This window comes from Streptomyces vinaceus, assembly GCF_008704935.1.
GTDB classification, from domain to species: Bacteria; Actinomycetota; Actinomycetes; order Streptomycetales; family Streptomycetaceae; genus Streptomyces; species Streptomyces vinaceus.
Genome location: NZ_CP023692.1, coordinates 5,574,646 through 5,597,931, shown reverse-complemented (window position 1 = coordinate 5,597,931; position 23,286 = coordinate 5,574,646). Strand labels below are relative to the sequence as shown.

The 23,286-nt window shown below is 70.7% G+C and carries 18 protein-coding genes; 5 read left to right on the top strand and 13 right to left on the bottom strand.

Translation table 11 applies throughout. The annotated features are described in order from the left end of the window. Positions 1-21 precede the first annotated feature (21 nt). Positions 22-969: a heme o synthase gene (locus tag CP980_RS25230; protein WP_132760736.1), complete on the bottom strand. Its 948-nt coding sequence runs from the start codon at positions 967-969 to the stop codon at positions 22-24. 255 nt (positions 970-1,224) lie between these two features. On the opposite strand from CP980_RS25230, the gene tkt reads away from it, so the two are divergent. The 5 genes from tkt to pgl all read left to right on the top strand — a co-directional run bounded on the left by tkt (position 1,225) and on the right by pgl (position 7,917). Further along, the gene (gene tkt, locus CP980_RS25225; protein ID WP_132760603.1) at positions 1,225-3,312 is read left to right on the top strand and encodes a transketolase; all 2,088 of its coding nucleotides are present in this window, start codon (positions 1,225-1,227) and stop codon (positions 3,310-3,312) included. Between the two features lie 34 nt (positions 3,313-3,346). Then, complete coding sequence (tal, locus tag CP980_RS25220) at positions 3,347-4,465, top strand: transaldolase (RefSeq protein ID WP_132760604.1); 1,119 nt, start codon at positions 3,347-3,349, stop codon at positions 4,463-4,465. 5 nt (positions 4,466-4,470) lie between these two features. Continuing rightward, positions 4,471-5,997, top strand: coding sequence for a glucose-6-phosphate dehydrogenase (zwf, locus tag CP980_RS25215; RefSeq protein ID WP_373312979.1), 1,527 nt, complete (start codon positions 4,471-4,473; stop codon positions 5,995-5,997). Next, the gene (gene opcA / locus CP980_RS25210) at positions 5,994-7,046 is read left to right on the top strand and encodes a glucose-6-phosphate dehydrogenase assembly protein OpcA (protein WP_132760605.1); all 1,053 of its coding nucleotides are present in this window, start codon (positions 5,994-5,996) and stop codon (positions 7,044-7,046) included. The genes zwf and opcA overlap by 4 nt, the downstream gene beginning before the upstream one ends. Positions 7,047-7,134: 88 nt before the next feature. Next, positions 7,135-7,917 (top strand): 6-phosphogluconolactonase, encoded by a 783-nt coding sequence (gene pgl / locus CP980_RS25205; RefSeq protein ID WP_150530349.1) that lies wholly within the window; start codon positions 7,135-7,137, stop codon positions 7,915-7,917. A gap of 72 nt (positions 7,918-7,989) precedes the next feature. On the opposite strand, the gene pgi is transcribed toward pgl, so the two are convergent. From pgi to CP980_RS25145, 12 genes are all read right to left on the bottom strand, one after another. Beyond that, positions 7,990-9,627, bottom strand: a complete 1,638-nt coding sequence (gene pgi, locus CP980_RS25200) for a glucose-6-phosphate isomerase (RefSeq protein WP_229907346.1) — start codon at positions 9,625-9,627, stop codon at positions 7,990-7,992. 245 nt (positions 9,628-9,872) lie between these two features. Continuing rightward, positions 9,873-10,208 carry an RNA polymerase-binding protein RbpA gene (locus CP980_RS25195; protein WP_010352468.1) on the bottom strand — a complete coding sequence of 112 codons (336 nt, stop codon included), beginning with the start codon at positions 10,206-10,208 and terminating at the stop codon, positions 9,873-9,875. 187 nt (positions 10,209-10,395) lie between these two features. Continuing rightward, positions 10,396-10,617 (bottom strand): preprotein translocase subunit SecG, encoded by a 222-nt coding sequence (gene secG, locus CP980_RS25190; RefSeq protein WP_030858951.1) that lies wholly within the window; start codon positions 10,615-10,617, stop codon positions 10,396-10,398. Positions 10,618-10,768: 151 nt separating this feature from the next. Then, a complete protein-coding gene (tpiA, locus tag CP980_RS25185) occupies positions 10,769-11,545 on the bottom strand; it encodes a triose-phosphate isomerase (RefSeq protein WP_132760608.1) in 777 nt (258 codons plus the stop codon). 6 nt (positions 11,546-11,551) lie between these two features. Continuing rightward, complete coding sequence (locus tag CP980_RS25180; protein ID WP_132760609.1) at positions 11,552-12,763, bottom strand: phosphoglycerate kinase; 1,212 nt, start codon at positions 12,761-12,763, stop codon at positions 11,552-11,554. A 144-nt stretch (positions 12,764-12,907) separates the two neighbouring features. Beyond that, positions 12,908-13,915, bottom strand: a complete 1,008-nt coding sequence (gap, locus tag CP980_RS25175; RefSeq protein WP_030160344.1) for a type I glyceraldehyde-3-phosphate dehydrogenase — start codon at positions 13,913-13,915, stop codon at positions 12,908-12,910. A 231-nt stretch (positions 13,916-14,146) separates the two neighbouring features. After that, positions 14,147-17,101, bottom strand: coding sequence for a M14 family metallopeptidase (locus CP980_RS25170; protein WP_150529141.1), 2,955 nt, complete (start codon positions 17,099-17,101; stop codon positions 14,147-14,149). 176 nt (positions 17,102-17,277) lie between these two features. After that, positions 17,278-18,267 (bottom strand): DNA-binding protein WhiA, encoded by a 990-nt coding sequence (gene whiA, locus CP980_RS25165; protein WP_030160342.1) that lies wholly within the window; start codon positions 18,265-18,267, stop codon positions 17,278-17,280. Then, the gene (locus CP980_RS25160) at positions 18,258-19,328 is read right to left on the bottom strand and encodes a gluconeogenesis factor YvcK family protein (RefSeq protein WP_099893400.1); all 1,071 of its coding nucleotides are present in this window, start codon (positions 19,326-19,328) and stop codon (positions 18,258-18,260) included. Before CP980_RS25160 ends, whiA begins: the two co-directional genes overlap by 10 nt. Further along, entirely contained in the window at positions 19,325-20,320 is a 996-nt protein-coding gene (rapZ, locus tag CP980_RS25155) for an RNase adapter RapZ (RefSeq protein WP_132760612.1), read from the bottom strand. The genes CP980_RS25160 and rapZ overlap by 4 nt, the downstream gene beginning before the upstream one ends. Continuing rightward, positions 20,317-22,374, bottom strand: a complete 2,058-nt coding sequence (gene uvrC / locus CP980_RS25150) for an excinuclease ABC subunit UvrC (RefSeq protein WP_150529140.1) — start codon at positions 22,372-22,374, stop codon at positions 20,317-20,319. The genes rapZ and uvrC overlap by 4 nt, the downstream gene beginning before the upstream one ends. Positions 22,375-22,467: 93 nt before the next feature. Further along, positions 22,468-23,283 carry a hypothetical protein gene (locus tag CP980_RS25145; RefSeq protein ID WP_229907347.1) on the bottom strand — a complete coding sequence of 272 codons (816 nt, stop codon included), beginning with the start codon at positions 23,281-23,283 and terminating at the stop codon, positions 22,468-22,470. Between the last annotated feature and the right edge of the window lie 3 nt (positions 23,284-23,286).

The following is a 23,286-nucleotide window of genomic DNA, read 5'->3' as shown; positions in this document are numbered from 1 at the left end:
GGGTAATCAACCGAGGAAGCGTCAGCGCAGGAAGGGGTCCACGGCCACCGCCACGAACAGCAGCGACACGTACGTGATCGACCAGTGGAACAGGCGCATCTCCTTGAGCTTCGCACCCGTCACGCCCGCCTTGGCGCGCGCGTGCAGCGCGTGCGCCTCCCACAGCCACCAGCCGCCCGCGGCCAGCGCGACCGCGGTGTAGAACCAGCCGGTGTACCCCAGCGGGGTCAGCAGCAGCGAGACCGCCACCATCACCCAGCTGTAGAGGACGATCTGGCGCGCCACGGCCCGGTTGCCCGCCACCACCGGCAGCATCGGCACGCCGACGCGCGCGTAGTCCTCCTTCACCTTCATGGACAGCGGCCAGTAGTGCGGCGGCGTCCAGAAGAAGATGACGAGGAAGAGGATGACCGCGGCCCAGGAGACCTCGTTCTTGACGGCCGACCAGCCGATGAGCACCGGCATGCAGCCCGCGATGCCGCCCCAGACGATGTTCTGCGCGGTGCGCCGCTTCAGCAGCATCGTGTAGACGACGACGTAGAAAAGGAGCGCGCCGAGGGCGAGCGCGGCCGACAGCCAGTTGACGAGCAGCCCGAAGAACAGGGTGGAGACCACCGCGAGCGTGATGCCGAAGGCCAGGCACTCGCGCGGGCTGACCATGCCGGTCACCAGCGGCCGCTGCGAGGTGCGGTCCATCAGCGCGTCGATGTCGCGGTCGATGTACATGTTCAGCGCGTTGGCGCCGCCCGCCGACAAGTACCCGCCGAAGCAGGTGGCGAGGACCAGCCACAGCGACGGCACGCCCTGTTCGGCGAGGAACATCACCGGCACTGTGGTGATCAGCAGAAGTTCGATGATCCGCGGCTTGGTCAAAGCCACGAAAGCCATGACCCGGGCCCCGAACGGCCGGTGGACGGGGCTCGTCCCGAGCACCCCCGCTGGACGGGATTCGACGGCCGTCACGCACACCCCTGACAGAGAAACCAGCAAGCTCCGGACATAAAGGTCCGCTGAAGGCTCGCACGTACCACGCCACTCTAGACGTTGCACTTACGTCGCCCCGCGCGGGGGTCGCCTCGTGTTGGTCCGATCGGAGCCGCCGACGTTGTGACGGACTGCGGGCACTCGAATAGCTGCACGCCGTCACGGGGGTAGGCTCGGAATCGCGCCGGTGCACCGTTCGTCACCGGGTAACAGACATGTGGAGAGGAGCCCTGACCCACGGTGAGCACCAAGCCGACGACTACAGAGCTCGACTGGACCGACCTCGACCAGCGGGCCGTCGACACCGCCCGCATCCTGGCCGCCGACGCGGTCCAGAAGGTGGGCAACGGCCACCCCGGCACGGCGATGAGTCTGGCCCCCGCCGCGTACACCCTCTTCCAGAAGGTGATGCGGCACGACCCGGCGGATCCCGAGTGGGTCGGCCGCGACCGTTTCGTGCTTTCCGCGGGGCACTCGTCCCTCACTCTTTACACCCAGCTCTACCTCGGCGGCTTCGGCCTGGAGCTCGCCGACCTCGAAGCCTTCCGCACCTGGGGCTCCAAGACCCCCGGCCACCCGGAGTACGGCCACACGGCCGGCGTCGAGACCACCACCGGCCCGCTGGGCCAGGGCATCGCCAACGCGGTGGGCATGGCCATGGCCGCCCGCTACGAGCGCGGCCTGTTCGACCCGGAGGCCCCCCAGGGCTCCTCCCCGTTCGACCACATGGTCTACGCGATCGCGGGCGACGGCTGCCTCCAGGAGGGCATCTCCCACGAGGCCTCCGCCCTCGCCGGCCACCAGAAGCTCGGCAACCTGGTGCTGCTGTGGGACGACAACCACATCTCCATCGAGGGCGACACCGAGACGGCCGTCTCCGAGGACACCCTCAAGCGCTACGAGGCGTACGGCTGGCACGTCCAGCGCGTCGAGCAGCAGCCGAACGGCGACCTCGACCCGAAGGCGCTGTTCGCGGCCCTGGCCGCGGCCAAGGCCGAGACCGGGCGCCCGTCCTTCATCGCCATGCGCTCGATCATCGCCTGGCCGGCCCCGCACGCCCAGGGCACCGAGGCCGCGCACGGCTCGGCCCTCGGCGACGACGAGGTCGCCGCCACCAAGCGCGTCCTCGGCTTCGACCCGGAGAAGAGCTTCGACGTCTCCGCCGAGGTCCTCGCCCACACCCGCAAGGCCCTGGACCGCGGCCGCGAGGCCAAGGCCGCCTGGGAGAAGGACTTCTCCGCCTGGCGCACCGCCAACCCGGAGCGCGCCGCCGAGTTCGACCGCGTCAACGCCAACGAGCTGCCCGCCGGCTGGGAGGACAAGCTCCCCGCCTTCGAGACCGGCAAGGGCGTCGCCACCCGCGCGGCCTCGGGCAAGGTCCTGGAAGCGCTCGGCTCGGTCATCCCCGAGCTGTGGGGCGGCTCCGCCGACCTGGCCGGCTCCAACAACACGACGATCGACAAGCACTCGTCCTTCCTCCCGAAGGGCAACCCGCTGCCGGAGGCCGACCCGTACGGCCGCACCGTCCACTTCGGCATCCGCGAGCACGCCATGGCCGCGACCATGAACGGCATCGCCCTGCACGGCCACACCCGCATCTACGGCGGCACCTTCCTGGTGTTCTCCGACTACATGCGCAACGCCGTCCGCCTGTCCGCGCTGATGCACCTGCCGGTGACGTACGTGTGGACGCACGACTCCATCGGCCTGGGCGAGGACGGTCCGACGCACCAGCCGGTCGAGCACCTCGCCTCGCTGCGCGCCATCCCGGGCCTGAACGTGGTCCGTCCGGCCGACGCGAACGAGACCGTCATCGCCTGGCGCGAGATCCTGCGCCGTCACACGAAGGTGTACGGCAAGGGCGCTCCGCACGGTCTGGCGCTGACCCGCCAGGGCGTGCCGACGTACGAGCGCAACGAGGACGCCGCCAAGGGCGGGTACGTGCTCTTCGAGGCCGAGGGCGGGCAGCCGCAGGTCGTCCTGATCGGCACCGGCTCCGAGGTCCAGCTCGCCGTCGCCGCGCGCGAGGCGCTCCAGGCCGAGGGCATCCCGGCCCGCGTGGTCTCGATGCCGTCCGTCGAGTGGTTCGAGGAGCAGGACCAGGCGTACAAGGACAGTGTCCTGCCGCCGTCCGTGCAGGCGCGCGTCGCGGTCGAGGCCGGTATCGGCCTGACCTGGCACCGCTACGTCGGCGACGCCGGCCGGATCGTCTCGCTGGAGCACTTCGGTGCCTCGGCCGACGCGAAGGTCCTCTTCCGCGAGTTCGGCTTCACCCCCGAGGCCGTGACCGCCGCCGCCAAGGACTCCATCGCCGCCGCCGCGCGCTGAGGCCCGTACCAAACCAGTAGGAGATGCAATTCCCATGACAGACGCACTCAAGCGCCTCTCCGACGAGGGCGTGGCGATCTGGCTGGACGACCTGTCCCGCAAGCGCATCACGTCCGGCAACCTCGCCGAGCTCATCGACCAGTCGCACGTGGTCGGTGTCACCACCAACCCGTCGATCTTCCAGAAGGCGATCAGCAGCGGTGACGGTTACGAGCAGCAGCTCGCCGACCTGGCCGCCCGCAAGGTCACCGTCGACGAGGCCATCCGCATGATCACGACGGCGGACGTCCGCGACGCCGCCGACATCCTGCGCCCGGTCTACGACCGCACCGACGGCCAGGACGGCCGGGTCTCCATCGAGGTCGACCCGCGCCTGGCGCACAACACCGCGGCGACGGTCGCCGAGGCCAAGCAGCTCGCCTGGCTGGTGGACCGCCCGAACACCCTCATCAAGATCCCGGCGACCAAGGCCGGCCTGCCGGCGATCACCGAGGTCATCGGCAAGGGCATCAGCGTCAACGTCACGCTGATCTTCTCGCTGGAGCGCTACCGCGAGGTCATGGACGCATACCTGGCGGGTCTGGAGAAGGCCAAGGCCTCGGGCCTGGACCTCTCCCTGATCCACTCGGTCGCCTCCTTCTTCGTGTCCCGCGTGGACTCGGAGATCGACAAGCGCCTGGACTCCGTCGGCACCGACGAGGCCAAGGCCCTGAAGGGCAAGGCGGCCCTCGCCAACGCCCGTCTGGCCTACGAGGCCTACGAGGAGGTCTTCTCCTCCGACCGGTGGAACGCCCTGGAGCGCGTCGGCGCCAACAAGCAGCGTCCGCTGTGGGCCTCGACGGGCGTCAAGGACCCGGCGTACAAGGACACCCTGTACGTGGTCGACCTGGTCGCCCCGAACACGGTGAACACCATGCCGGAGGCCACCCTGGAGGCCACCGCCGACCACGGTGAGATCACGGGTGACACCGTGCGCGCCACGTACGACCAGTCCCGCGCCGAGCTCGACGCGGTCGCGAAGCTGGGCATCTCGTACGACGATGTGGTGCAGCTGCTGGAGGACGAGGGCGTCGAGAAGTTCGAGGCGTCCTGGAACGACCTGCTGAAGTCCACCGAGGCGGAGCTCCAGCGCCTCGCCCCCACGGAGGCCTGAACACTTTGTCTGTGAACGGAGCGAACCCGCTTCGTGACGCACAGGACCGGCGGCTCCCGCGCATCGCGGGGCCGTCCGGCCTGGTCATTTTCGGCGTTACGGGTGACCTGTCGCGCAAGAAGCTGATGCCCGCCATCTACGATCTGGCGAACCGGGGGCTGCTGCCGCCGGGCTTCTCGCTGATCGGCTTCGCCCGCCGTGAATGGGAGCACGAGGACTTCGCCCAGGAGGTGTACGAGGCCGTCAAGCAGCACTCGCGCACCCCCTTCCGGGAGGAGGTCTGGCAGCAGCTGGTGCAGGGCTGCCGCTTCGTGCAGGGCGATTTCGACGACGACGCGGCCTTCGAGACCCTCAAGTCCACGATCGACGACCTCGACAAGGCGCAGGGTACGGGCGGCAACTTCGCCTTCTACCTGTCGGTGCCGCCGAAGTTCTTCCCCAAGGTGGTCCAGCAGCTCAAGAACCACGGGCTGGCGCAGAAGGAGGGCTCCTGGCGGCGTGCCGTCATCGAGAAGCCCTTCGGGCACGACCTGAAGAGCGCCGAGGAGCTCAACAAGGTCGTCCACGAGGTCTTCCCGCGGGACGAGGTCTTCCGGATCGACCACTACCTCGGCAAGGAGACCGTCCAGAACATCCTGGCGCTCCGCTTCGCCAACACGATGTTCGAGCCGATCTGGAACCGGTCGTACGTCGACCACGTGCAGATCACCATGGCCGAGGACATCGGCATCGGCGGCCGGGCCGGGTACTACGACGGCATCGGCGCGGCCCGTGACGTCATCCAGAACCACCTGCTCCAGCTGCTCGCGCTGACCGCGATGGAGGAGCCCGGCTCCTTCCACCCCAAGGCGCTCGTGGCGGAGAAGCTCAAGGTCCTCACGGCCGTCGAGCTCCCCGAGGACCTGGGCAAGCACACCGTGCGCGGCCAGTACTCGGCGGCGTGGCAGGGCGGGGAGAAGGTCGTCGGGTACCTCGAAGAGGACGGCATCGACCCCAAGTCGAAGACCGACACCTACGCGGCCATCCGCCTGGAGATCAACAACCGCCGCTGGGCGGGCGTCCCGTTCTACTTGCGCACGGGCAAGCGCCTGGGCCGCCGGGTGACCGAGATCGCGGTGGTCTTCAAGCGGGCCCCGTACCTGCCGTTCGAGTCGGGCGCGACCGAGGAGCTGGGGCAGAACGCCCTGGTCATCCGGGTCCAGCCGGACGAGGGCATCACGGTGCGTTTCGGCTCCAAGGTTCCGGGCACCTCCATGGAGGTCCGGGACGTGACGATGGACTTCGCGTACGGCGAGTCCTTCACGGAGTCGAGCCCCGAGGCGTACGAGCGGCTGATCCTCGACGTCCTGCTGGGTGACGCGAACCTCTTCCCGCGCCACCAGGAGGTCGAGCTGTCCTGGAACATCCTCGACCCGATCGAGGAGTACTGGGACAAGCACGGCAAGCCCGCTCAGTACCCGGCGGGGACCTGGGGGCCGGTCGAGGCGGACGAGATGCTCGCACGAGACGGACGGAGCTGGCGCCGGCCATGAAGATCGACCTCACGGAGACCACCTCCAGCAAGATCAACGCCGCGTTGGTGCAGGCGCGCCGGGACATCGGCACGCCGGCCATCGGCATGGTCCTCACGCTGGTGATCGTGACCGACGAAGAGAACGCGTACGACGCGCTCAAGTCGGCGAACGACGCGTCCCACGAACACCCTTCGCGGATCATCGTCGTCATCAAGCGGGCCAGCCGCTCGCCGCGCAGCCGCCGCGACGCCCGTCTCGACGCGGAAGTCCGCGTCGGGGCGGACGCCGGCACCGGCGAGACGGTGGTGCTGCGCCTCCACGGTGAACTGGTCAACCACGCCCAGTCGGTGGTTCTCCCGCTCCTCCTGCCGGACGCGCCCGTCGTGGTCTGGTGGCCCGACGGCGCCCCGCCGAACCTGGCGGGCGATCCGCTGGGTGCGCTCGGACAGCGCCGGATCTCGGACACGTACGCCAGCGAGAACCCGCAGCAGGCGCTCGGGGAGCGGGCCGCGGCCTACGCCCCGGGTGACACGGACCTGTCCTGGACCCGGATCACGCCGTGGCGCTCGATGCTGGCCGCCGCACTGGACCAGCAGTCCCTCAAGGTGGCCTCGGTCGTCGTCGAGGGCGAGGACGAGAACCCGAGCTGCGAGCTGCTGGCCATGTGGCTGGCGGACCGCCTCCAGGTGCCCGTCCGCCGTACGGCTTCGGACGGTCCCGGCCTGACCTCGGTCCGGCTGGAGACCAAGGACGGGGACATCGTCCTGGACCGGGCCGACGGCTCGCTGGCGACGCTGTGCATGCCGGGCCAGCCCGACCGTGCCGTGGCGCTCAAGCGCCGGGACACGGCCGAGCTCCTGGCGGAGGAGCTGCGCCGGCTCGACCCGGACAACACCTTCGAGGCCGCGCTGAAGTTCGGCGTGTCCAAGCTGACGGCCCCGGCCCCCGCTGCGGCCGAGGCCGAGGTCGCGCCCACGGACTCCCCGGAGACGGTGACCGGCCCCAAGGCCGACGCCGCGCCCGCGAAGCCGGCGGCGAAGCCCTCGAAGAAGGCTTCGGCCAAGTAGCACACCCGGGGCTCCGCTCCGGATCCCTTCGCGGGATCCGGAGCGGAGCCCCGGCCAACCCCCAACCGAGAAGGCGGCAGCCATGGGCATGACGACTCCCCAGGTCGTCGTCCACCGAGACAAGGAGCTGATGGCCCAGGCCGCAGCGGCCCGGCTCATCACCAAGATCGTCGACGCGCAGGCCGCCCGCGGCAGCGCCTCCGTCGTCCTCACCGGCGGCCGCAACGGCAACGGCCTCCTCGCCGCGCTGGCCGCGGCCCCGGCCCGGGACGCCGTCGACTGGTCGCGCATCGACCTCTGGTGGGGCGACGAGCGTTACGTCCCCGCCGACGACCCCGAGCGCAACCACACCCAGGCCCGTGAGGCCCTCCTGGACTCCGTCCCGGTCGACCCGGCCCGCGTCCACGCGATGCCCGCCTCCGACGGACCGTACGGGGCGGACGTGGACGCCGCGGCCGCCGCCTACGCGGCCGAGCTGGCGAAGGCCGCGGGGCCCGAGGACCACGGTCCGGTCCCCACTTTCGACGTCCTCATGCTGGGCGTCGGCCCCGACACCCACATCGCCTCGCTCTTCCCCGAGCACCCGGCCTCCCGCGAGGCCGACCGCACGGTCGTCGGCGTGCACGGCGCGCCCAAGCCGCCGCCCACCCGGATCTCCCTGACCCTCCCGGCCATCCGGGCGGCCCGCGAGGTCTGGCTGCTCGCGGCGGGCGAGGACAAGGCCGGGGCGGTGGCCATCGCCCTCGGCGGCGCCGGCGGAGTGCAGGCCCCCGCCGCGCAGGCGTACGGCCGCTCCCGCACCCTGTGGCTGCTGGACCGCGCGGCCGCGGCGAAGCTCCCGGCCGGGATGTACCCGCCGCCCGCCTCCTGACCCGCGTACGGCCGAAGGGCCCGCCCCCGTTTCCGGGAGCGGGCCCTTCGTCCGTATCGCTCGCCCGTGCCGTCAGGCGCGCCCGCGCAGCTTCCGGTACTCCGTCACGAGGGCCTTCGACGAGGCGTCCAGCCCCGGCACGTCCGCGCCCTCCGTCAGCGCCGGCTCGACCCGCTTCGCCAGGACCTTGCCGAGCTCCACGCCCCACTGGTCGAAGGAGTCGATGTTCCACACCGCGCCCTGGACGAACACCTTGTGCTCGTACAGGGCGATCAGCTGGCCCAGCACCGCCGGGGTGAGGTCCTGCGCCAGGATGGTCGTGGTCGGGTGGTTCCCCTTGAAGGTCTTGTGCGGGACCAGCGGCTCCGGCACGCCCTCCGCGCGGACCTCCTCGGCCGTCTTGCCGAAGGCCAGCGCCTGCGTCTGCGCGAAGAAGTTCGCCATCAGCAGGTCGTGCTGGTCCGCCAGCTTCGGCTCCAGTTCGCCGATCGGCCGGGCGAAGCCGATGAAGTCCGCCGGGATCACCTTCGTGCCCTGGTGGATCAACTGGTAGTACGCGTGCTGCCCGTTGGTGCCGGGCGTGCCCCACACCACGGGACCGGTCTGCCACTCCACCGGATCGCCGTCGCGGTCCACGGACTTGCCGTTGGACTCCATGTCCAGCTGCTGGAGGTACGCGGTGAAGCGGGAGAGGTAGTGGCTGTACGGGAGGACCGCGTGCGACTGGGCGTCGAAGAACGCCCCGTACCAGACCCCCAACAGGCCCATCAGGAGCGGTACGTTCTGCTCCGGCGGGGCCGTGCGGAAGTGCTCGTCCACCGTCCGGAAGCCGCCCAGCATCTCCCGGAAGGCGTCCGGACCGATCGCGATCATGAGCGAGAGCCCGATCGCGGAGTCGAAGGAGTAGCGCCCGCCGACCCAGTCCCAGAACCCGAACATGTTGGCCGGATCGATGCCGAACCCGGTGACCTTCTCCTCGTTGGTCGACAGCGCCACGAAGTGCCGTGCCACGGCCGCCGTGTCACCCCCCAGACCCGCCAGCAGCCACTCCCGCGCCGACTCGGCGTTGGTGATGGTCTCGATGGTGGTGAAGGTCTTGGAGGCGATGATGAACAGCGTCTCGGCCGGGTCCAGGTCCCGTACGGCCTCGTGCAGGTCGGCGCCGTCCACGTTGGACACGAACCGCACGGTCAGCGTGCGGTCGGTGAAGGCGCGCAGCGCCTCGTACGCCATCGCCGGGCCCAGGTCGGAGCCGCCGATGCCGATGTTGACCACGTTCTTGATGCGCTTGCCGGTGAAGCCGGTCCACTCCCCCGAGCGGACCTGCGCGGAGAAGGCCGCCATCTTGTCGAGGACCTCGTGCACCGCGGGGACGACGTTCACGCCGTCCACCTCGACCACCGCGTCCCGCGGCGCGCGCAGCGCGGTGTGCAGGACCGCCCGGTCCTCCGTCGTGTTGATCTTCTCGCCGCGGAACATCGCCTCGCGCAGCTCGGCCACGCCCGTCGCCGCCGCCAGCTCGCGCAGCAGTTCCAGCGTCCGGTCGGTCACCAGGTGCTTCGAGTAGTCGATGTACAGGTCCCCGACCCGCAGTGTGTAACCCGTTCCCCGGTTCGCATCCGCCGCGAACAGCTCGCGCAGGTGCGTCTGCCCCAGCTCTTCGCGGTGCTTGCCGAGTGCCAGCCACTCGGGCGTCCGGTTGAGCTTCATCCGTCCCGCCCGTCGCCCGCCACCGCCCTCGTTCGACGCGCTCCGCGCGGCGGCCTGGTTTGCGTTCATCTCGGACATCAACCCGTTTCTTCCGTCCTGTCGTGCCCCGCCGATCACCAACTTAAGGGATCAAAGGGGGGTGTGCCGGACAGCGCCTTCGGCGCGGGGGTACGCAAAGGGGCCCGGCCCGCTGGAGAAGACTCCTGCGGGCCGGGCCCGATGTCACACCGTCACTCTTGCGTCCGTCAGATCTCGCCGCGCAGCTTGGCGAGGGCCTCGGCGAGGATCGCCTCGCCGTCGGCGTCCGACCGCCGCTCCCGCACGTACGCCAGGTGCGTCTTGTAGGGCTCGGTGCGCGGCGGCGCGGGCGGGTTGTCCCGGTCCTGGCCGGCCGGGAACCCGCAGCGCGGGCAGTCCCAGGTGTCCGGCACCTGCGCGTCGCTGGCGAAGCTCGGCTGCGTCTCGTGCCCGTTCGAGCACCAGAAGGAGATGCGCAGGCGGGGCGCGGACTCGCCGCGCTCGGCCTCACCCATCGGCCCCGCTCCGACCCGACTGCCACGGATCGCGTTGCCACTTGCCACGGTCGTAACTCCCTGCGTGATGGTGCCGCGAAGCGTGAGTGGATTCCGCCGCGGGCGCCCCAGTCTACGTAAGGCCCAACGCACGTCCATCACATGGAGTTACTCACTCCAGGCCGTGGACGCCGTCCTCATGATAGGCGGGGTGGAGCCGACCGGTCCGGCGGAATGGCCAGAACCGTCGACTCCGCTACTTCAGCAGAATCCCGAGCGCCATGATGCAGGCGAACCAGAGCAGACCGATCACGACGGTGATCCGGTCCAGGTTGCGCTCCGCGACCGAGGAGCCGCCGACGGAGGACTGCATGCCGCCGCCGAACATGTCGGAAAGGCCGCCGCCCTTGCCCTTGTGCATCAGCACGAGCAGCATCAGCAGAGCGCTGAACACGATCAGGGCGATCGAGAACCCCATAACCACGGCTGATTCCTACTTTCTGGGTTTTCCGGCTGTCCGGCCCCGCTTGACGTGCGCGGGGGCCAGTGGCTGGTGGTTCAGCCTCCTGGCCCCCGCAAGGGTACGACGGATCCGTCCTACCGCATACTCGCTGCGACGATCACGCAGCTCACTGGTCGCGGAAGCGGACGATCTTCACGAATTCCTCGGCGTCCAGCGCCGCGCCGCCGACCAGGGCGCCGTCGACGTCGGGCTGGGCCATGATCGCCGCGACGTTGCCGGACTTGACCGAGCCGCCGTACTGGATGCGGACCTTGTCGGCCAGCTCCTGCGAGTACAGCTCCGCGAGGCGGGTGCGGATCGCCCCGCAGACCTCCTGGGCGTCCTCGGGGGTGGCGACCTCGCCGGTGCCGATGGCCCAGACGGGCTCGTACGCGATGACGATGGACTCGGCCTGGTCGGCCGGGATGCCATCGAGGCCGCCGTCGAGCTGGGCGAGGGTGTGCGGGACCTGCCGGCCGGCCTTGCGGACGTCGAGGCCCTCGCCGACGCACAGGATCGGGGTGATCCCGTTCGCGTAGGCGGCCTTGACCTTGGCGTTGCAGAGCTCGTCGGTCTCGCCGTGGTACTGGCGGCGCTCGCTGTGGCCGACGGCCACGTACGTGCACTTCAGCTTGGCGAGCATGGAGCCGGAGATCTCGCCGGTGTAGGCACCGGACTCGTGCGCCGAGATGTCCTGGGCGCCGTACTTGATCTTCAGCTTGTCGCCGTCGACCAGGGTCTGGACGGAGCGCAGGTCGACGAAGGGCGGCAGGACCGCGACCTCGACGGCGTCGTAGTCCTTGTCGGCGAGCGCGAAGGCGAGCTTCTGGACGTGGGCGATGGCCTCAAGGTGGTTGAGGTTCATCTTCCAGTTGCCCGCCATCAGCGGGGTACGCGTGGTCATACGGGTTCAGACCTCCAGTGCGGCGAGGCCGGGGAGCGTCTTGCCCTCAAGGTATTCGAGGGAGGCGCCGCCACCGGTCGAGATGTGACCGAATGCGTTCTCGTCGAAGCCGAGCGTGCGCACGGCCGCGGCGGAGTCGCCGCCGCCGACCACGGTGAACGCATTGCTGTCGACGAGGGCCTGCGCGATGGCGCGGGTGCCTCCGGCGTAGTCGGGGTGCTCGAAGACGCCCACGGGACCGTTCCAGAAGACGGTCTCCGCGTCAGCGATCTTCGACGCGTACAGCTCACGGGTCTTGGGACCGATGTCCAGACCCTCCTTGTCGGCGGGGATCTTGTCCGCGTCGACGGTCTCGAAGTCGGCCGGGGCCTTGGTCTTCAGGTCCGGGAAGTCCGCGGAGACCAGGACGTCCACCGGCAGGACCAGCTCGACGCCGCTCTTCTCGGCGCGCTCCATGTACTCCTTGACGACGTCCACCTGGTCCTTCTGGAGCAGGGAGATGCCGACCTCGCAGCCCTTGGCGTAGAGGAAGGTGTACGCCATGCCGCCGCCGATGAGGATGCGGTCGGCCTTGCCGAGGAGCTGGTCGATGACGGCCAGCTTGTCGGAGACCTTGGCGCCGCCGAGGACGACCACGTACGGGCGCTTGACCTCGGCGGTCAGCTTCTTCAGGACGCCGACCTCGGTGGCGATCAGGTAGCCGGCCGCGTGCGGGAGGCGCGCGGGCAGGTCGAAGACCGAGGCGTGCTTGCGGTGGACGGCGCCGAAGCCGTCGCCGACGTAGACGTCGGCGAGCTCGGCGAGCTGGTCCGCGAAGGCGCCGCGCTCGGCGTCGTCCTTGGCGGTCTCACCGGCGTTGAAGCGCAGGTTCTCGATGACGGCGACCTGGCCGTCGGCGAGGGCGGCGACCGTCTCCTTGGCGGAGGAGCCGACGGTGTCGGTGGCGAACGCGACGTCCGCACCGAGCAGTTCACCGAGTCGCTTGGCGGCCGGAGCGAGTGAGAAGGCCGGGTCCGGGGCGCCCTTGGGGCGGCCCAGGTGCGAGGCGACGATCACGCGGGCGCCGGCCTCGGCCAGCTTCGCGATGGTCGGCTGCACCGCGCGGATGCGGCCGTCGTCGGTGATCGTGTCGCCCGCGAGCGGCACGTTGAGGTCGGCGCGGACGAAGACCCGCTTGCCGGCCACGCCCTCGGCGAGCAGTTCGTCGATCGTCTTCATGTGTTTCTACTCCTTATCCCCATACACGGGTTCTGCCGGTGCGGGGCCGTTCGGTGGAGGCAGACGACAGGGCCCGTGCAGCGCTCCATCGCGCTGACCGGACCCTGTCCTCACATCTTGGTGCCTGGCCCTGCTACCTGAGACTTAGAGCTGACCGCCGACGAAGACGGTCAGGTCGACGAGGCGGTTGGAGTAGCCCCACTCGTTGTCGTACCAGCCGACGACCTTCACCTGCGTACCGTCCTGAACCATGGTCAGGGAGGAGTCGAAGGTGCAGGAAGCAGGCCAGTTCACGATGTCGGAGGAGACGATCGCGTCCTCGGTGTAGTCGAGGATGCCCTTGAGCTGGCCCTCGGCGGCCTTCTGGAAGGCTGCGTTGATCTCTTCCTTGGTGGTCTCGCGGGAGAGCTCCAGGACGAGGTCGGTGACCGAGCCGGTCGGGACCGGGACGCGCATGGCGATGCCGTCCAGCTTGCCCTTGAGCTGCGGGAGGACCAGAGCGGTGGCCTTCGCGGCGCCCGTCGAGGTCGGGATGATGTTCTCGGCGGCGGCGCGGGCGCGGCGCAGGTCCGAGTGCGGGAAGTCCAGGATGCGCTGGTCGTTCGTGTACGCGTGGACCGTGGTCATCATGCCCTTGACGATGCCGAAGTTCTCGTCGAGAACCTTGGCCATCGGCGCCACGCAGTTGGTGGTGCAGGAGGCGTTGGAGATGACGTGGTGGTTGGCCGCGTCGTACTTGTCCTGGTTGACGCCCATCACGATCGTGATGTCCTCGTCCTTGGCGGGAGCCGAGATGAGGACCTTCTTCGCGCCCGCGGCGATGTGCTTGGCGGCGTCGGCCTTCTTCGTGAAGATGCCGGTCGACTCGATGACGATGTCCGCGCCGAGCTCGCCCCAGGGCAGGTTCGCGGGGTCGCGCTCGGCGAACGTCTTGAAGGTGTTGCCGCCGACGGTGATGGTGTCGTCGGTGTGGGAGACCTCGGCCTTGAGGCGGCCCAGGATGGTGTCGTACTTGAGCAGGTGCACCAGGGTCGCGTTGTCAGTCAGGTCGTTGACACCGACGATCTCGATGTCCGCTCCCTGCTCAAGGAGCGCCCGGAAGTAGTTGCGGCCAATTCGGCCAAAACCATTGATGCCTACGCGGATCGTCACGAACCGATCTCCTCGTTGGTGCGCCGGCCTGTCCCGCCGGCGAGCTGTATGGGATGTCCCCGACCGCTTACGACCCTACCTCTCCGTGAGCTTTTGAGTGACATCGGCCGGGACCTGACACTCGCCCTGCCCCACGGGAGACCGCCCCCGGAGCCCGTGCCCGGCGTTCGGCACGGGACCCGGGGGACCTTGACCCCCGTCACTCAGAGTGAGCGTCGGGGGCTCGAATGATCAGTGGTGCAGCGACCTGAGCGCCTTACCGATGAGTACGGCTCGGTCCGCCGCCGTCGGCAGGTGTTCGAGGCCGAAGCCGAGGAGCACCGTGTCACGCGTAGTGACCGAGGCGTAGGACTTGAACAGCTCTCCGGACCGGGCCCAATCGCCCGGGACCACGGGACTTCCGGCAGGTGCGCCCTGGGCGGTCCAGGCGCCCAAGGAGGTCTCGAACCCCTCCACGGCCTGGTCGGTCCCGCCGACGGAGACGCGTGCGTCGTCCGCGAAGAGGCCGCGGCCGCCGGAGCCGCCGTCGGTGACGTACGAGAGGGAGACCTCGACGGTCTTGCCCGCGTACGCGCTCAGGTCGAAGGCGACCTGCTTCCAGCCGTCGGAGGAGCCGGTGAAGCTGTTCCACTGACCGCTGCTGCCGCTGGCGGTGCAGCCGGCGCTGTCGACTGTGAGGTAGTGCTTCAGGAACGGGTGGCCGTTGACGTAGAACCCGGCCCCGCACTCCGTCGGGACGGCGGTGCCCGTCAGCCCGCCCGCCTCCGGCAGCGTGGTCCAGTCCTCGGCGCCGGTGGTGTGGGCCTCCAGGATCGCGTTGTCGTAGCCCGGCTCGGTGTTCCAGTTGAGGGCCATCTTGAGCTGCGGCCTGTCGGCTGCGGTGACCTGCGTCAGGTCGATGGTGCGGGTCAGCCGCTTCCACTCGTCGTCCTCGTGGGTGGCCGCCGCCATCCCCGTGCCCGCGTAGGGGGCGTACGGATTCACGACCCCGGCGTACGAGCCCGCCTGCGCGCTCTTGAACTGCGGGAACCGGTCCGCCGGGAGGGCGTCGGAGGTGACCGCGTAGGACCCGGGGGCATTGAGCGGGTTGCCCGCCGCGTCGCCGAGGCCGCCCTTGGCTCCGGCGAGGGCACCCGTACCGGTGAAGCCGGTCGCGCCGGAGGCACTCGTACGGCTGTAGGCGCCGAGGTAGTACTGGCTGAAGTCGTCCGTCACGGCGCGGCCGACCTGGGCGTTGCCGCCCGCGAGCTCGCCCGCCTCGATCAGCTTGCCGCCCTCGTTGAGGAAGTCCCGTACGGCGAGCTGGGTGTCGCCGCCGGGGGCCTTGGCGCCGGTGTAGTGGACGGCCGTACGGAAGTGGGAGAGGACGCCGAGGTGGTGCGGGGCGCCCTGCACGGCCACGTCCCAGACCGCGGCGGACCTGCCGTTGGCGCGCAGGGCGTCGACGTACTCCTGCGCGTGCTGGGCCTTGGCGCCCTCCTCGGCGATCACCAGCACGTCGGCGCGCGGCCGCGCGGCGACCGTGTACGTGAAGTGCTCGCTGGAGACCTGACGGCCGGAGCCGTCGCGGCCGGTGAACCAGACCTCGACCTTGTCGCCGGGCTTGGCCCCGTCGACCTTCGCCCGGTACTCGTCGAACCAGTTGTTGTCCTCGCCGCCGTAGACGTCGCCGCCCTTCCAGGCCTTGAGTCCGTCGTCGTGGGTACGGCCGCCGTTGATGCGGAACTTGAGCTGCTTGTCCTTCAGCGCCTTGCGGGCGGTGACGGAGACCGTCTGGTCCTCGCCCTTGGCCACGTAGGAGGTGGTGAAGGGGTCCAGGGTGAAGTCGGCGGCGCTCAGGCCCACGGAGGACTTCGGCCGGTCCGGGTGGGCGGCGCTCTCGCCGACGGCGAGGGCGAAGGGGACGTTCTTGGCGAACTCCGCCTGGATGAGCTTCTCGTCGTCCGGGAAGTTGAAGCCGGACTGGCAGTCCTCCGGCTTCCACCGGTCGTTCGGGTCGCTCGCGGAGGCCGTCTGGCAGGTGGTCATCTCCGGCGTGAACATCATGACGCCGTTGACGTTCGCGGCGTGGCCGTCGGCCTCGCCGTTGGTGGTGTAGAGCTCGGAGGAGATCTGCGGGTAGTAGCCCGGGATCGCGGAGTTCTCCGGGGTGCCGGCGAGCGCCTTGTAGGCGACATCGTCGGGGGTGGGGGTGGCCACCTGCCAGCCCACGCCGTAGAGCAGCAGCTCGGAGGCGGAGTGGTAGTTGATGGCGTACTTGAAGCCGATGCGCTTCTCGAACCTGTCGAGGGCGACGGTCTCCGGCTCGGAGGAGGGCTTGGCACCGCGGTAGGTCTCGCTCGACTGGTTCGGCGAGGAACCCTCGTTGTCGTAGCCCCACTTGTAGGCGAAGTTCCGGTTGAGGTCGACTCCGTCACCGGTGGTGATCTTGCCGTCGCCGTTGTTGTCGCGCAGGTTCTTGCGCCACAGCCGGTCGCCGTCCGGGGAGTGCGTGTAGTCGTACCCGTCCGGGTTGGCGGAGAGCAGGAACCACAGCTCGGTGGAGTCCACCAGCTGGGTGATCCGCTGGTCCTTGCCGTAGTTGTCGAGGGTGTGGTGCATCAGCCGCCGGGTCATCTCGGGGGTGATCCACTCGCGCGCGTGCTGGTTCGACATGTAGAGCACGGACGGCTTGCCGCCGTCCTTGGTGGTCCGGGCGTTCTTGGTGACCTTCAGGGCGAGGATGTCCTTGCCCTGGACGGTCTTGCCGATGGAGACCACCTTGGCGAGCCCGGGGTTGGCCTGGGCCGTCTTGAGGATCTCCTCCTGGAGCCCGCCCTTGCCGCTGTAGGGACGGAAGACCCCGTCGCCGGCGGTCTGGGAACGGGCCGCGTTCGCGGGGACCTTGTGCTCGGCGAGCTTGACGCCCTGCCCGGCGAGTTCCTTGGCCTGGCCGCCGGTGAGGAAGAGCTCGACCTTCGCGGTCCCGCTCTGCGGGGCGCGCTCGGTGAGCTCGTGGGCGTCCTGGCCCGCGGCGAGGAGCAGGGGTACCTGCTCCTTGGTGACCTCCGCGTCGTAGACCCGGACCTCGTCGGCGCCGGGTGCGGCGTCGGCGGCGGGGCGGGCGTGGGCCACCGGGAGGGCGGCCAGTGTGGTTCCGAAGACGAGTGCGCTTGCGGCGAGGATCGATCTCGCGCGGTGCCTCATGTGCCCCCCTGGGCGTCGTCTGCCACGAAAGCGTTCGGACGACAGGCTCACGATCAAGCGATGCCCATGTCAATGGGGCGTGTCTCAAAGGGGCCCGCACGTGTGACGTGCGGGCCCCTTTGAGACGTACGGCGCGAGGCGTACGGGGGATCCCGGCGCGGCCGGGGCGGGACCGGCTAGCCGGCCATGTTGTCGGCGAGGTCCTCGCTCAGGTTGGACTCGGTGCCCGGGATGCCCAGGTCCTGCGCGCGCTTGTCGGCCATCGCCAGCAGGCGGCGGATCCGGCCGGCGACCGCGTCCTTCGTCAGCGGCGGGTCGGCGAGCGCGCCCAGTTCCTCCAGGGAGGCCTGCTTGTGCTCCATGCGCAGCCGGCCGGCCGCCGCGAGGTGCTCGGGCACCTCCTCGCCGAGGATCTCCAGCGCGCGCTGGACCCGGGCGCCGGCGGCCACCGCGGCACGGGCCGAGCGGCGCAGGTTGGCGTCGTCGAAGTTGGCGAGGCGGTTGGCCGTGGCGCGCACCTCGCGCCGCATCCGCCGCTCCTCCCAGGCCAGCACCGACTCGTGCGCGCCGAGCCGCGTCAGCAGGGCGCCGATCGCGTCGCCGTCGCGGACCACGACCCGGTCCACGCCGCGCACCTCGCGCGCCTTGGCGGCGATGGAGAGCCTGCGGGCGGCGCCCACCAAGGCCAGGGCTGCCTCCGGACCGGGGCAGGTCACCTCCAGGGAGGAGGACCGGCCCGGCTCGGTGAGCGAGCCGTGGGCCAGGAAGGCGCCGCGCCAGGCCGCCTCCGCGTCGCAGGTGGCCCCGGAGACCACCTGAGGGGGAAGACCCCGGATGGGTCGGCCCCGGCCGTCCACGAGGCCCGTCTGGCGTGCCAGCTGGTCACCGCCGGCCACGACCCGGACGACGTACCGGCTGCCGCGGCGCAGACCGCCGGGGGCCATGACCACCAGGTCCGAGGAATGGCCGAAGATCTCCAGGATGTCCTTGCGCAGGCGCCGGGCAGCGATCCCCGTGTCCAGCTCCGCCTCGATGACGATCCGCCCGCTCACCAGGTGCAGCCCGCCCGCGAACCGAAGAATCGCCGAGACCTCCGCCTTCCTGCAGCAGGTCCGGGTGACGGGGAGCCGGGAGATCTCATCCTTCACCGCTGGCGTCATCGCCATGGGCCGATCCTTCCATGCATCCGAAAAATACGGTCGTACGCGGCGGCGAGCAGCTCCGGGTCGTGCTTCGGAGAGCCGTCCTGCCTGGCCACCGGCGCCAGCTCGACCGCGGCACCGAACCGTTTTGCGGCATCGGCGAGGGACTCGCGGTCGGGCACGGCGGCCTCGTCGGCCAGCACCACGTCCAGGGCGAGTTTAGGGGCGTGTCGGGCCAAAACCTCCAAATGACGCTGCGGAGAGAAGCCCTCTGTTTCGCCGGGCTGCGGCGCGAGGTTCAGCGAGAGGACCCTGCGGGCCTTGGTCTCGATCAGCGCGTCGAGCAGTTCCGGCACCAGCAGGTGCGGGATCACCGACGAGAACCAGGACCCGGGACCCAGTACCACCCAGTCCGCGTCCAGGACCGCCGCGACGGCCTCCGGCACGGCCGGCGGATCGCCTGGCACGACCTGTACGGAGAGCACCTCGCCGGGGGTGGTGGCCACGGTGGCCTGCCCCCGGACGGTGTCGACCTCGCCCGGGCGGGCCGGGTCGTGGCCGCGGACCAGCGCCTGGAGCTCCAGCGGCACCGCCGACATCGGCAGCACCCGGCCCTGCGCCCCCAGCAGCTTCCCGACCAGGTCGAGGGCCTGGACGGGGTCTCCGAGCTGCTCCCACAGGGCGACGATCAGCAGGTTGCCGACGGCGTGCTCGTGCAGGGCACCGGCCGACTGGAAGCGGTGCTGGATGACGCGGGCCCAGGTCTGGCCCCAGTCGTCGTCCCCGCACAGCGCGGCCAGCGCCTTGCGCAGGTCGCCGGGCGGCAGCACGCCGAGCTCCTCCCGGAGGCGGCCGCTGGAGCCGCCGTCGTCGGCGACGGTGACGACGGCGGTGAGCTCGCCGGTGATCCGGCGCAGGGCTGCCAGGGAGGCCGACAGGCCCATGCCGCCGCCGAGGGCGACGACCTTGGGTGCGACCACCTTGGGGGCCGCGCCGCGGCGCGGCCCGGTGCGGCCCGCGCCGTCCTCGTCCCGCCCCGAGGTGAGGCGGCGCAGGCGGCGCAGCCGCAGGGTACGTCCGGTCACTCGCGCCCCATGTCCCGGTGGACCACGACGGTCTCGACTCCCTCGGAGGCGAGGCGGGCGGCGAGCTTCTCGGACATGGCCACGCTGCGGTGCTTGCCGCCGGTGCAGCCGACCGCGATGGTCACGTACCGCTTGCCCTCGCGGCGGTAGCCGGTGGCGATGAGCTGGAGCAGCTCGGTGTAGCGGTCCAGGAACTCCTTGGCGCCGGGCTGGCTGAAGACGTAGCCCGACACCTCCGGGTTGAGGCCGGTGAAGGGGCGCAGCTCGGGCACCCAGTGCGGGTTCGGGATGAAGCGGCAGTCGACGACGAGGTCGGCGTCGACGGGGAGGCCGTACTTGTAGCCGAAGGACATGACGGTCGCCCGCAGCTCGGGCTCCTCGTCGCCCGCGAACTGGGCGTCCATCTTCGCGCGCAGCTCGTGCACGTTCAGGCTGGAGGTGTCGATGACCAGGTCGGCGTCGCCGCGCAGCTCGCGCAGCAGGTCGCGCTCGGCGGCGATGCCGTCGGTGATGCGGCCGTCGCCCTGGAGGGGGTGCGGGCGGCGGACCGACTCGAAGCGGCGCACCAGCGCGTCGTCGGAGGACTCCAGGAAGACGATGCGCCGGGTGACGCCCTTGCTGTCGAGGTCCGAGAGGGACTCGCGCAGGGCGTCGAAGAACTGGCGGCCGCGGACGTCGACGACGACGGCGATGCGCGCCACGTTGCCCTGCGAGCGGGCGCCCAGCTCCACCATGGTGGGGATCAGTGCGGGCGGGAGGTTGTCGACGACGAACCAGCCGAGGTCCTCCAGACACTTGGCCGCCGTACTGCGGCCGGCCCCGGACATCCCGGAGATGATCACCAGCTCGGGGATGGCCGCCTCGGCGGTATCGCCGGGCTCCACTGTCGTGCCCGTACTCACCTGTGCTCCGTCTCGGTCGTGCTCGGTCGTGTGGTCGGTCGTCTGCTCGGCGTTCTCGCCGCTCGTCTGGCCGGTCTCGCGCTCGGTCATTGCTCGGTCCCCCGTTCGGACGATGTCCCCCGGCTTCCGCCGGGAGGTGCCCCCACCCGCGGGGGCGGGGTCTCATCCTCAATGATCTCTCCTGTCGCCGTGTTGACGGCAGGACCGGCGGGAACCGACCGGGCGAGCGCCGCGGCCACGGTCTCGGCCGTCTTGCGGCCTATGCCCGGGACCTCGCAGATCTGGTCGATTGTCGCCTGTCTCAGCTTCTTCACCGAACCGAAGTGCTTGACCAGGGCCTGCCTGCGGCTTTCGCCGAGACCGGGCACTTCGTCGAGCGGGCCCGCCTTGAGCCGCTTCCCGCGCTTGTTGCGCTGGTACTGGATCGCGAACCGGTGGGCTTCGTCACGGACGCGCTGGAGCAGGTAGAGCCCCTCGCTGGTGCGGGGCAGGACGACCGGGTCGTCCTCGCCGGGCAGCCAGACCTCCTCCAGCCGCTTCGCCAGACCGCAGACGGCCACGTCGTCGATGCCGAGCTCGTCCAGGGCCCGCTTCGCGGCGGCCACCTGGGGCTGGCCGCCGTCGACCACGACGAGCTGGGGCGGGTAGGCGAAGCGCCTGGGCCGCCCGTCGTCCTCGGCGAGGGGGTTCTCCCCGGGGTTCTCCCCCTCGTCCCCGTCCTCCGGGGACCACTCGCCGGTCTTCAGCTTCTCCTGGAGGTAGCGGCGGAACCGCCGCGAGACCACCTCGTGCATGGACCGGACGTCGTCCTGGCCCTCGAAGGACTTGATCTGGAAGCGCCGGTACTCGCTCTTCCTGGCCAGCCCGTCCTCGAAGACGACCATCGAGGCCACCACGTCGTCGCCCTGGAGGTGCGAGATGTCGAAGCACTCGATGCGCAGCGGCGCGCCGTCCAGCCCGAGGGCCTCGGAGATCTCCTCCAGGGCACGGGAGCGGGTGGTGAGGTCGCTGGCGCGCTTGGTCTTGTGCAGGGCCAGGGACTGCTGCGCGTTGCGGTGGACGGTCTCCATCAGGGCCTTCTTGTCGCCCCGCTGCGGGATGCGCAGGCTGACGTTCGACCCGCGCCGCCCGGCGAGCCACTCGCCCAGCGCGGGCGCGTCCTCGGGCAGCGCCGGGACCAGCACCTCCTTGGGGACGGCCTCGCCGCTCTCCTCCCCGTAGAGCTGCTGGAGCGCGTGTTCGACGAGTCCGGCGGTGTCCACGGCCTCGACCTTGTCGGTGACCCAGCCGCGCTGGCCGCGCACGCGGCCGCCGCGGACGTGGAAGATCTGCACGGCCGCTTCGAGCTCGTCCTCGGCGACGGCGATGAGGTCGGCGTCGGTGGCATCGGTGAAGACGAGGGCGTTCTTCTCCATGGCCCGGCGCAGCGCTCCTATGTCGTCGCGCAGCCGGGCGGCCTTCTCGTACTCCATCTCCTCGGCGGCGTCGTGCATCTGCTTTTCGAGGCGGGAGAGGTACGCGCCGGTCCGCCCGGCCATGAAGTCGCAGAAGTCCTCGGCGAGTTCGCGGTGCTCCTCGGGGGTGACCCGGCCGACGCAGGGGGCGGAGCACTTGCCGATGTAGCCGAGCAGACAGGGCCGGCCGATCTGGGCGGAGCGCTTGAACACCCCGGCGGAGCAGGTCCGCACGGGGAACACCCGCAGCATGAGGTCGACGGTCTCGCGGATCGCCCAGGCGTGCCCGTAGGGCCCGAAGTACCGCACGCCCTTCTTCTTGGGCCCGCGCATGACCTGGACCCTCGGGTACTCCTCGTTCATCGTCACCGCGAGGGAGGGGTAGCTCTTGTCGTCCCGGTACTTGACGTTGAACCGGGGGTCGTACTCCTTGATCCAGGAGTATTCGAGCTGGAGGGCCTCGACCTCGGTGGAGACGACGGTCCACTCGACGGAGGCGGCCGTGGTCACCATGGTGGCGGTGCGCGGATGCAGTCCGGCGAGGTCCTGGAAGTAGTTGGCCAGCCGCTGGCGCAGGCTCTTGGCCTTCCCGACGTAGATCACCCGGCGGTGCTCGTCGCGGAATCGGTAGACCCCCGGGGAGTCGGGAATCTGCCCCGGCGCGGGACGGTAGCTGGAAGGGTCGGCCATGCCGCCCACCCTACTTGCGGGGACTGACGAGGGGGGCGCCGCCGGGGCCCGGGCGGCCGGCGCGGCGCCCGGGCCCCGGCGGGGCGCGTCACCTCAGGCCGGGGCGTCCCGGCCCCGGCGCGAGCGCCGTACGGCGAGCACGCCCGCCGCGGCCAGCGCGAGACCGCCCGCGACGGCCCCGGCCGCCACCGGCGCACCGCCACGGGACCCGGTGCCGGCGCCGGCACCGCCCTCGGCGGCCTCCGCGTACCCGCCGGCCTCTCCCCGCTTCGCGTAGGCCGAGTCCGGCAGCTTGTCCCCGTACGCCTTGACCACCCGCGCCCGGTACGCGGCGAGGGTCACGCCCGCGGCGCCGACCGCCCGCTCCGCGTCCTCGTCCAGCGGCAGCACCCTGCTCCCCGCGGCCACGTACCAGGCGTCGATCTGCGGTTCCCGGAACACCGTGCCGCCCGGCAGCTTCGCGGCGCCGAGCCGCGCGTAGCGGAACTCGTCGTCGCCCGTCGCGATGTTCACGACCTGCCAGCCCGCCTCCGTCCGGGCGGTCCACAGCGCGGCCTGCTGCCCGTCCGAGGACACCGCCCTGCTGGCGAGGAACTCCAGCCGGGCCACGCCCGCCCCGGGCTTGCCCGCCACGAAGTCCGGGGACAGGTAGCTGACCGGTATCGCCTCGCCCTCCACCCGCGGCCGGGCCGCGTCCGGCGCGACCTTGCCCTCCCGGGCGAAGAAGCGGGAGAGCGTGGCCAGGGTGTCGGGGGCGGTGGCGGCCCGCGCGGCGGCCTCCTTCGTCTCCGCGGTGAAGGACTGCGGCTGCGGCACGGGCGCGGCCCAGGCCGAGGCCTGCGGGGCCAGTACGAGCACGGCGCACGCCGCGAGAACGGCGACGGGGACGCGCTTCGGCGTGGAGGTCATGGC

Coding starts and splice junctions, on each gene's coding strand:
- tal (WP_132760604.1), top strand. CDS start 3,347: ATGACAGACGCACTCAAGCGCCTCTCCGACGAGGGCGTGGCGATCTGG.
- CP980_RS25170 (WP_150529141.1), bottom strand. CDS start 17,101: ATGAGGCACCGCGCGAGATCGATCCTCGCCGCAAGCGCACTCGTCTTC.
- tpiA (WP_132760608.1), bottom strand. CDS start 11,545: ATGACCACGCGTACCCCGCTGATGGCGGGCAACTGGAAGATGAACCTC.
- pgi (WP_229907346.1), bottom strand. CDS start 9,627: ATGAAGCTCAACCGGACGCCCGAGTGGCTGGCACTCGGCAAGCACCGC.
- whiA (WP_030160342.1), bottom strand. CDS start 18,267: ATGGCGATGACGCCAGCGGTGAAGGATGAGATCTCCCGGCTCCCCGTC.
- rapZ (WP_132760612.1), bottom strand. CDS start 20,320: ATGACCGAGCGCGAGACCGGCCAGACGAGCGGCGAGAACGCCGAGCAG.
- pgl (WP_150530349.1), top strand. CDS start 7,135: ATGACGACTCCCCAGGTCGTCGTCCACCGAGACAAGGAGCTGATGGCC.
- CP980_RS25180 (WP_132760609.1), bottom strand. CDS start 12,763: ATGAAGACGATCGACGAACTGCTCGCCGAGGGCGTGGCCGGCAAGCGG.
- secG (WP_030858951.1), bottom strand. CDS start 10,617: ATGGGGTTCTCGATCGCCCTGATCGTGTTCAGCGCTCTGCTGATGCTG.
- opcA (WP_132760605.1), top strand. CDS start 5,994: ATGAAGATCGACCTCACGGAGACCACCTCCAGCAAGATCAACGCCGCG.
- CP980_RS25145 (WP_229907347.1), bottom strand. CDS start 23,283: ATGACCTCCACGCCGAAGCGCGTCCCCGTCGCCGTTCTCGCGGCGTGC.
- uvrC (WP_150529140.1), bottom strand. CDS start 22,374: ATGGCCGACCCTTCCAGCTACCGTCCCGCGCCGGGGCAGATTCCCGAC.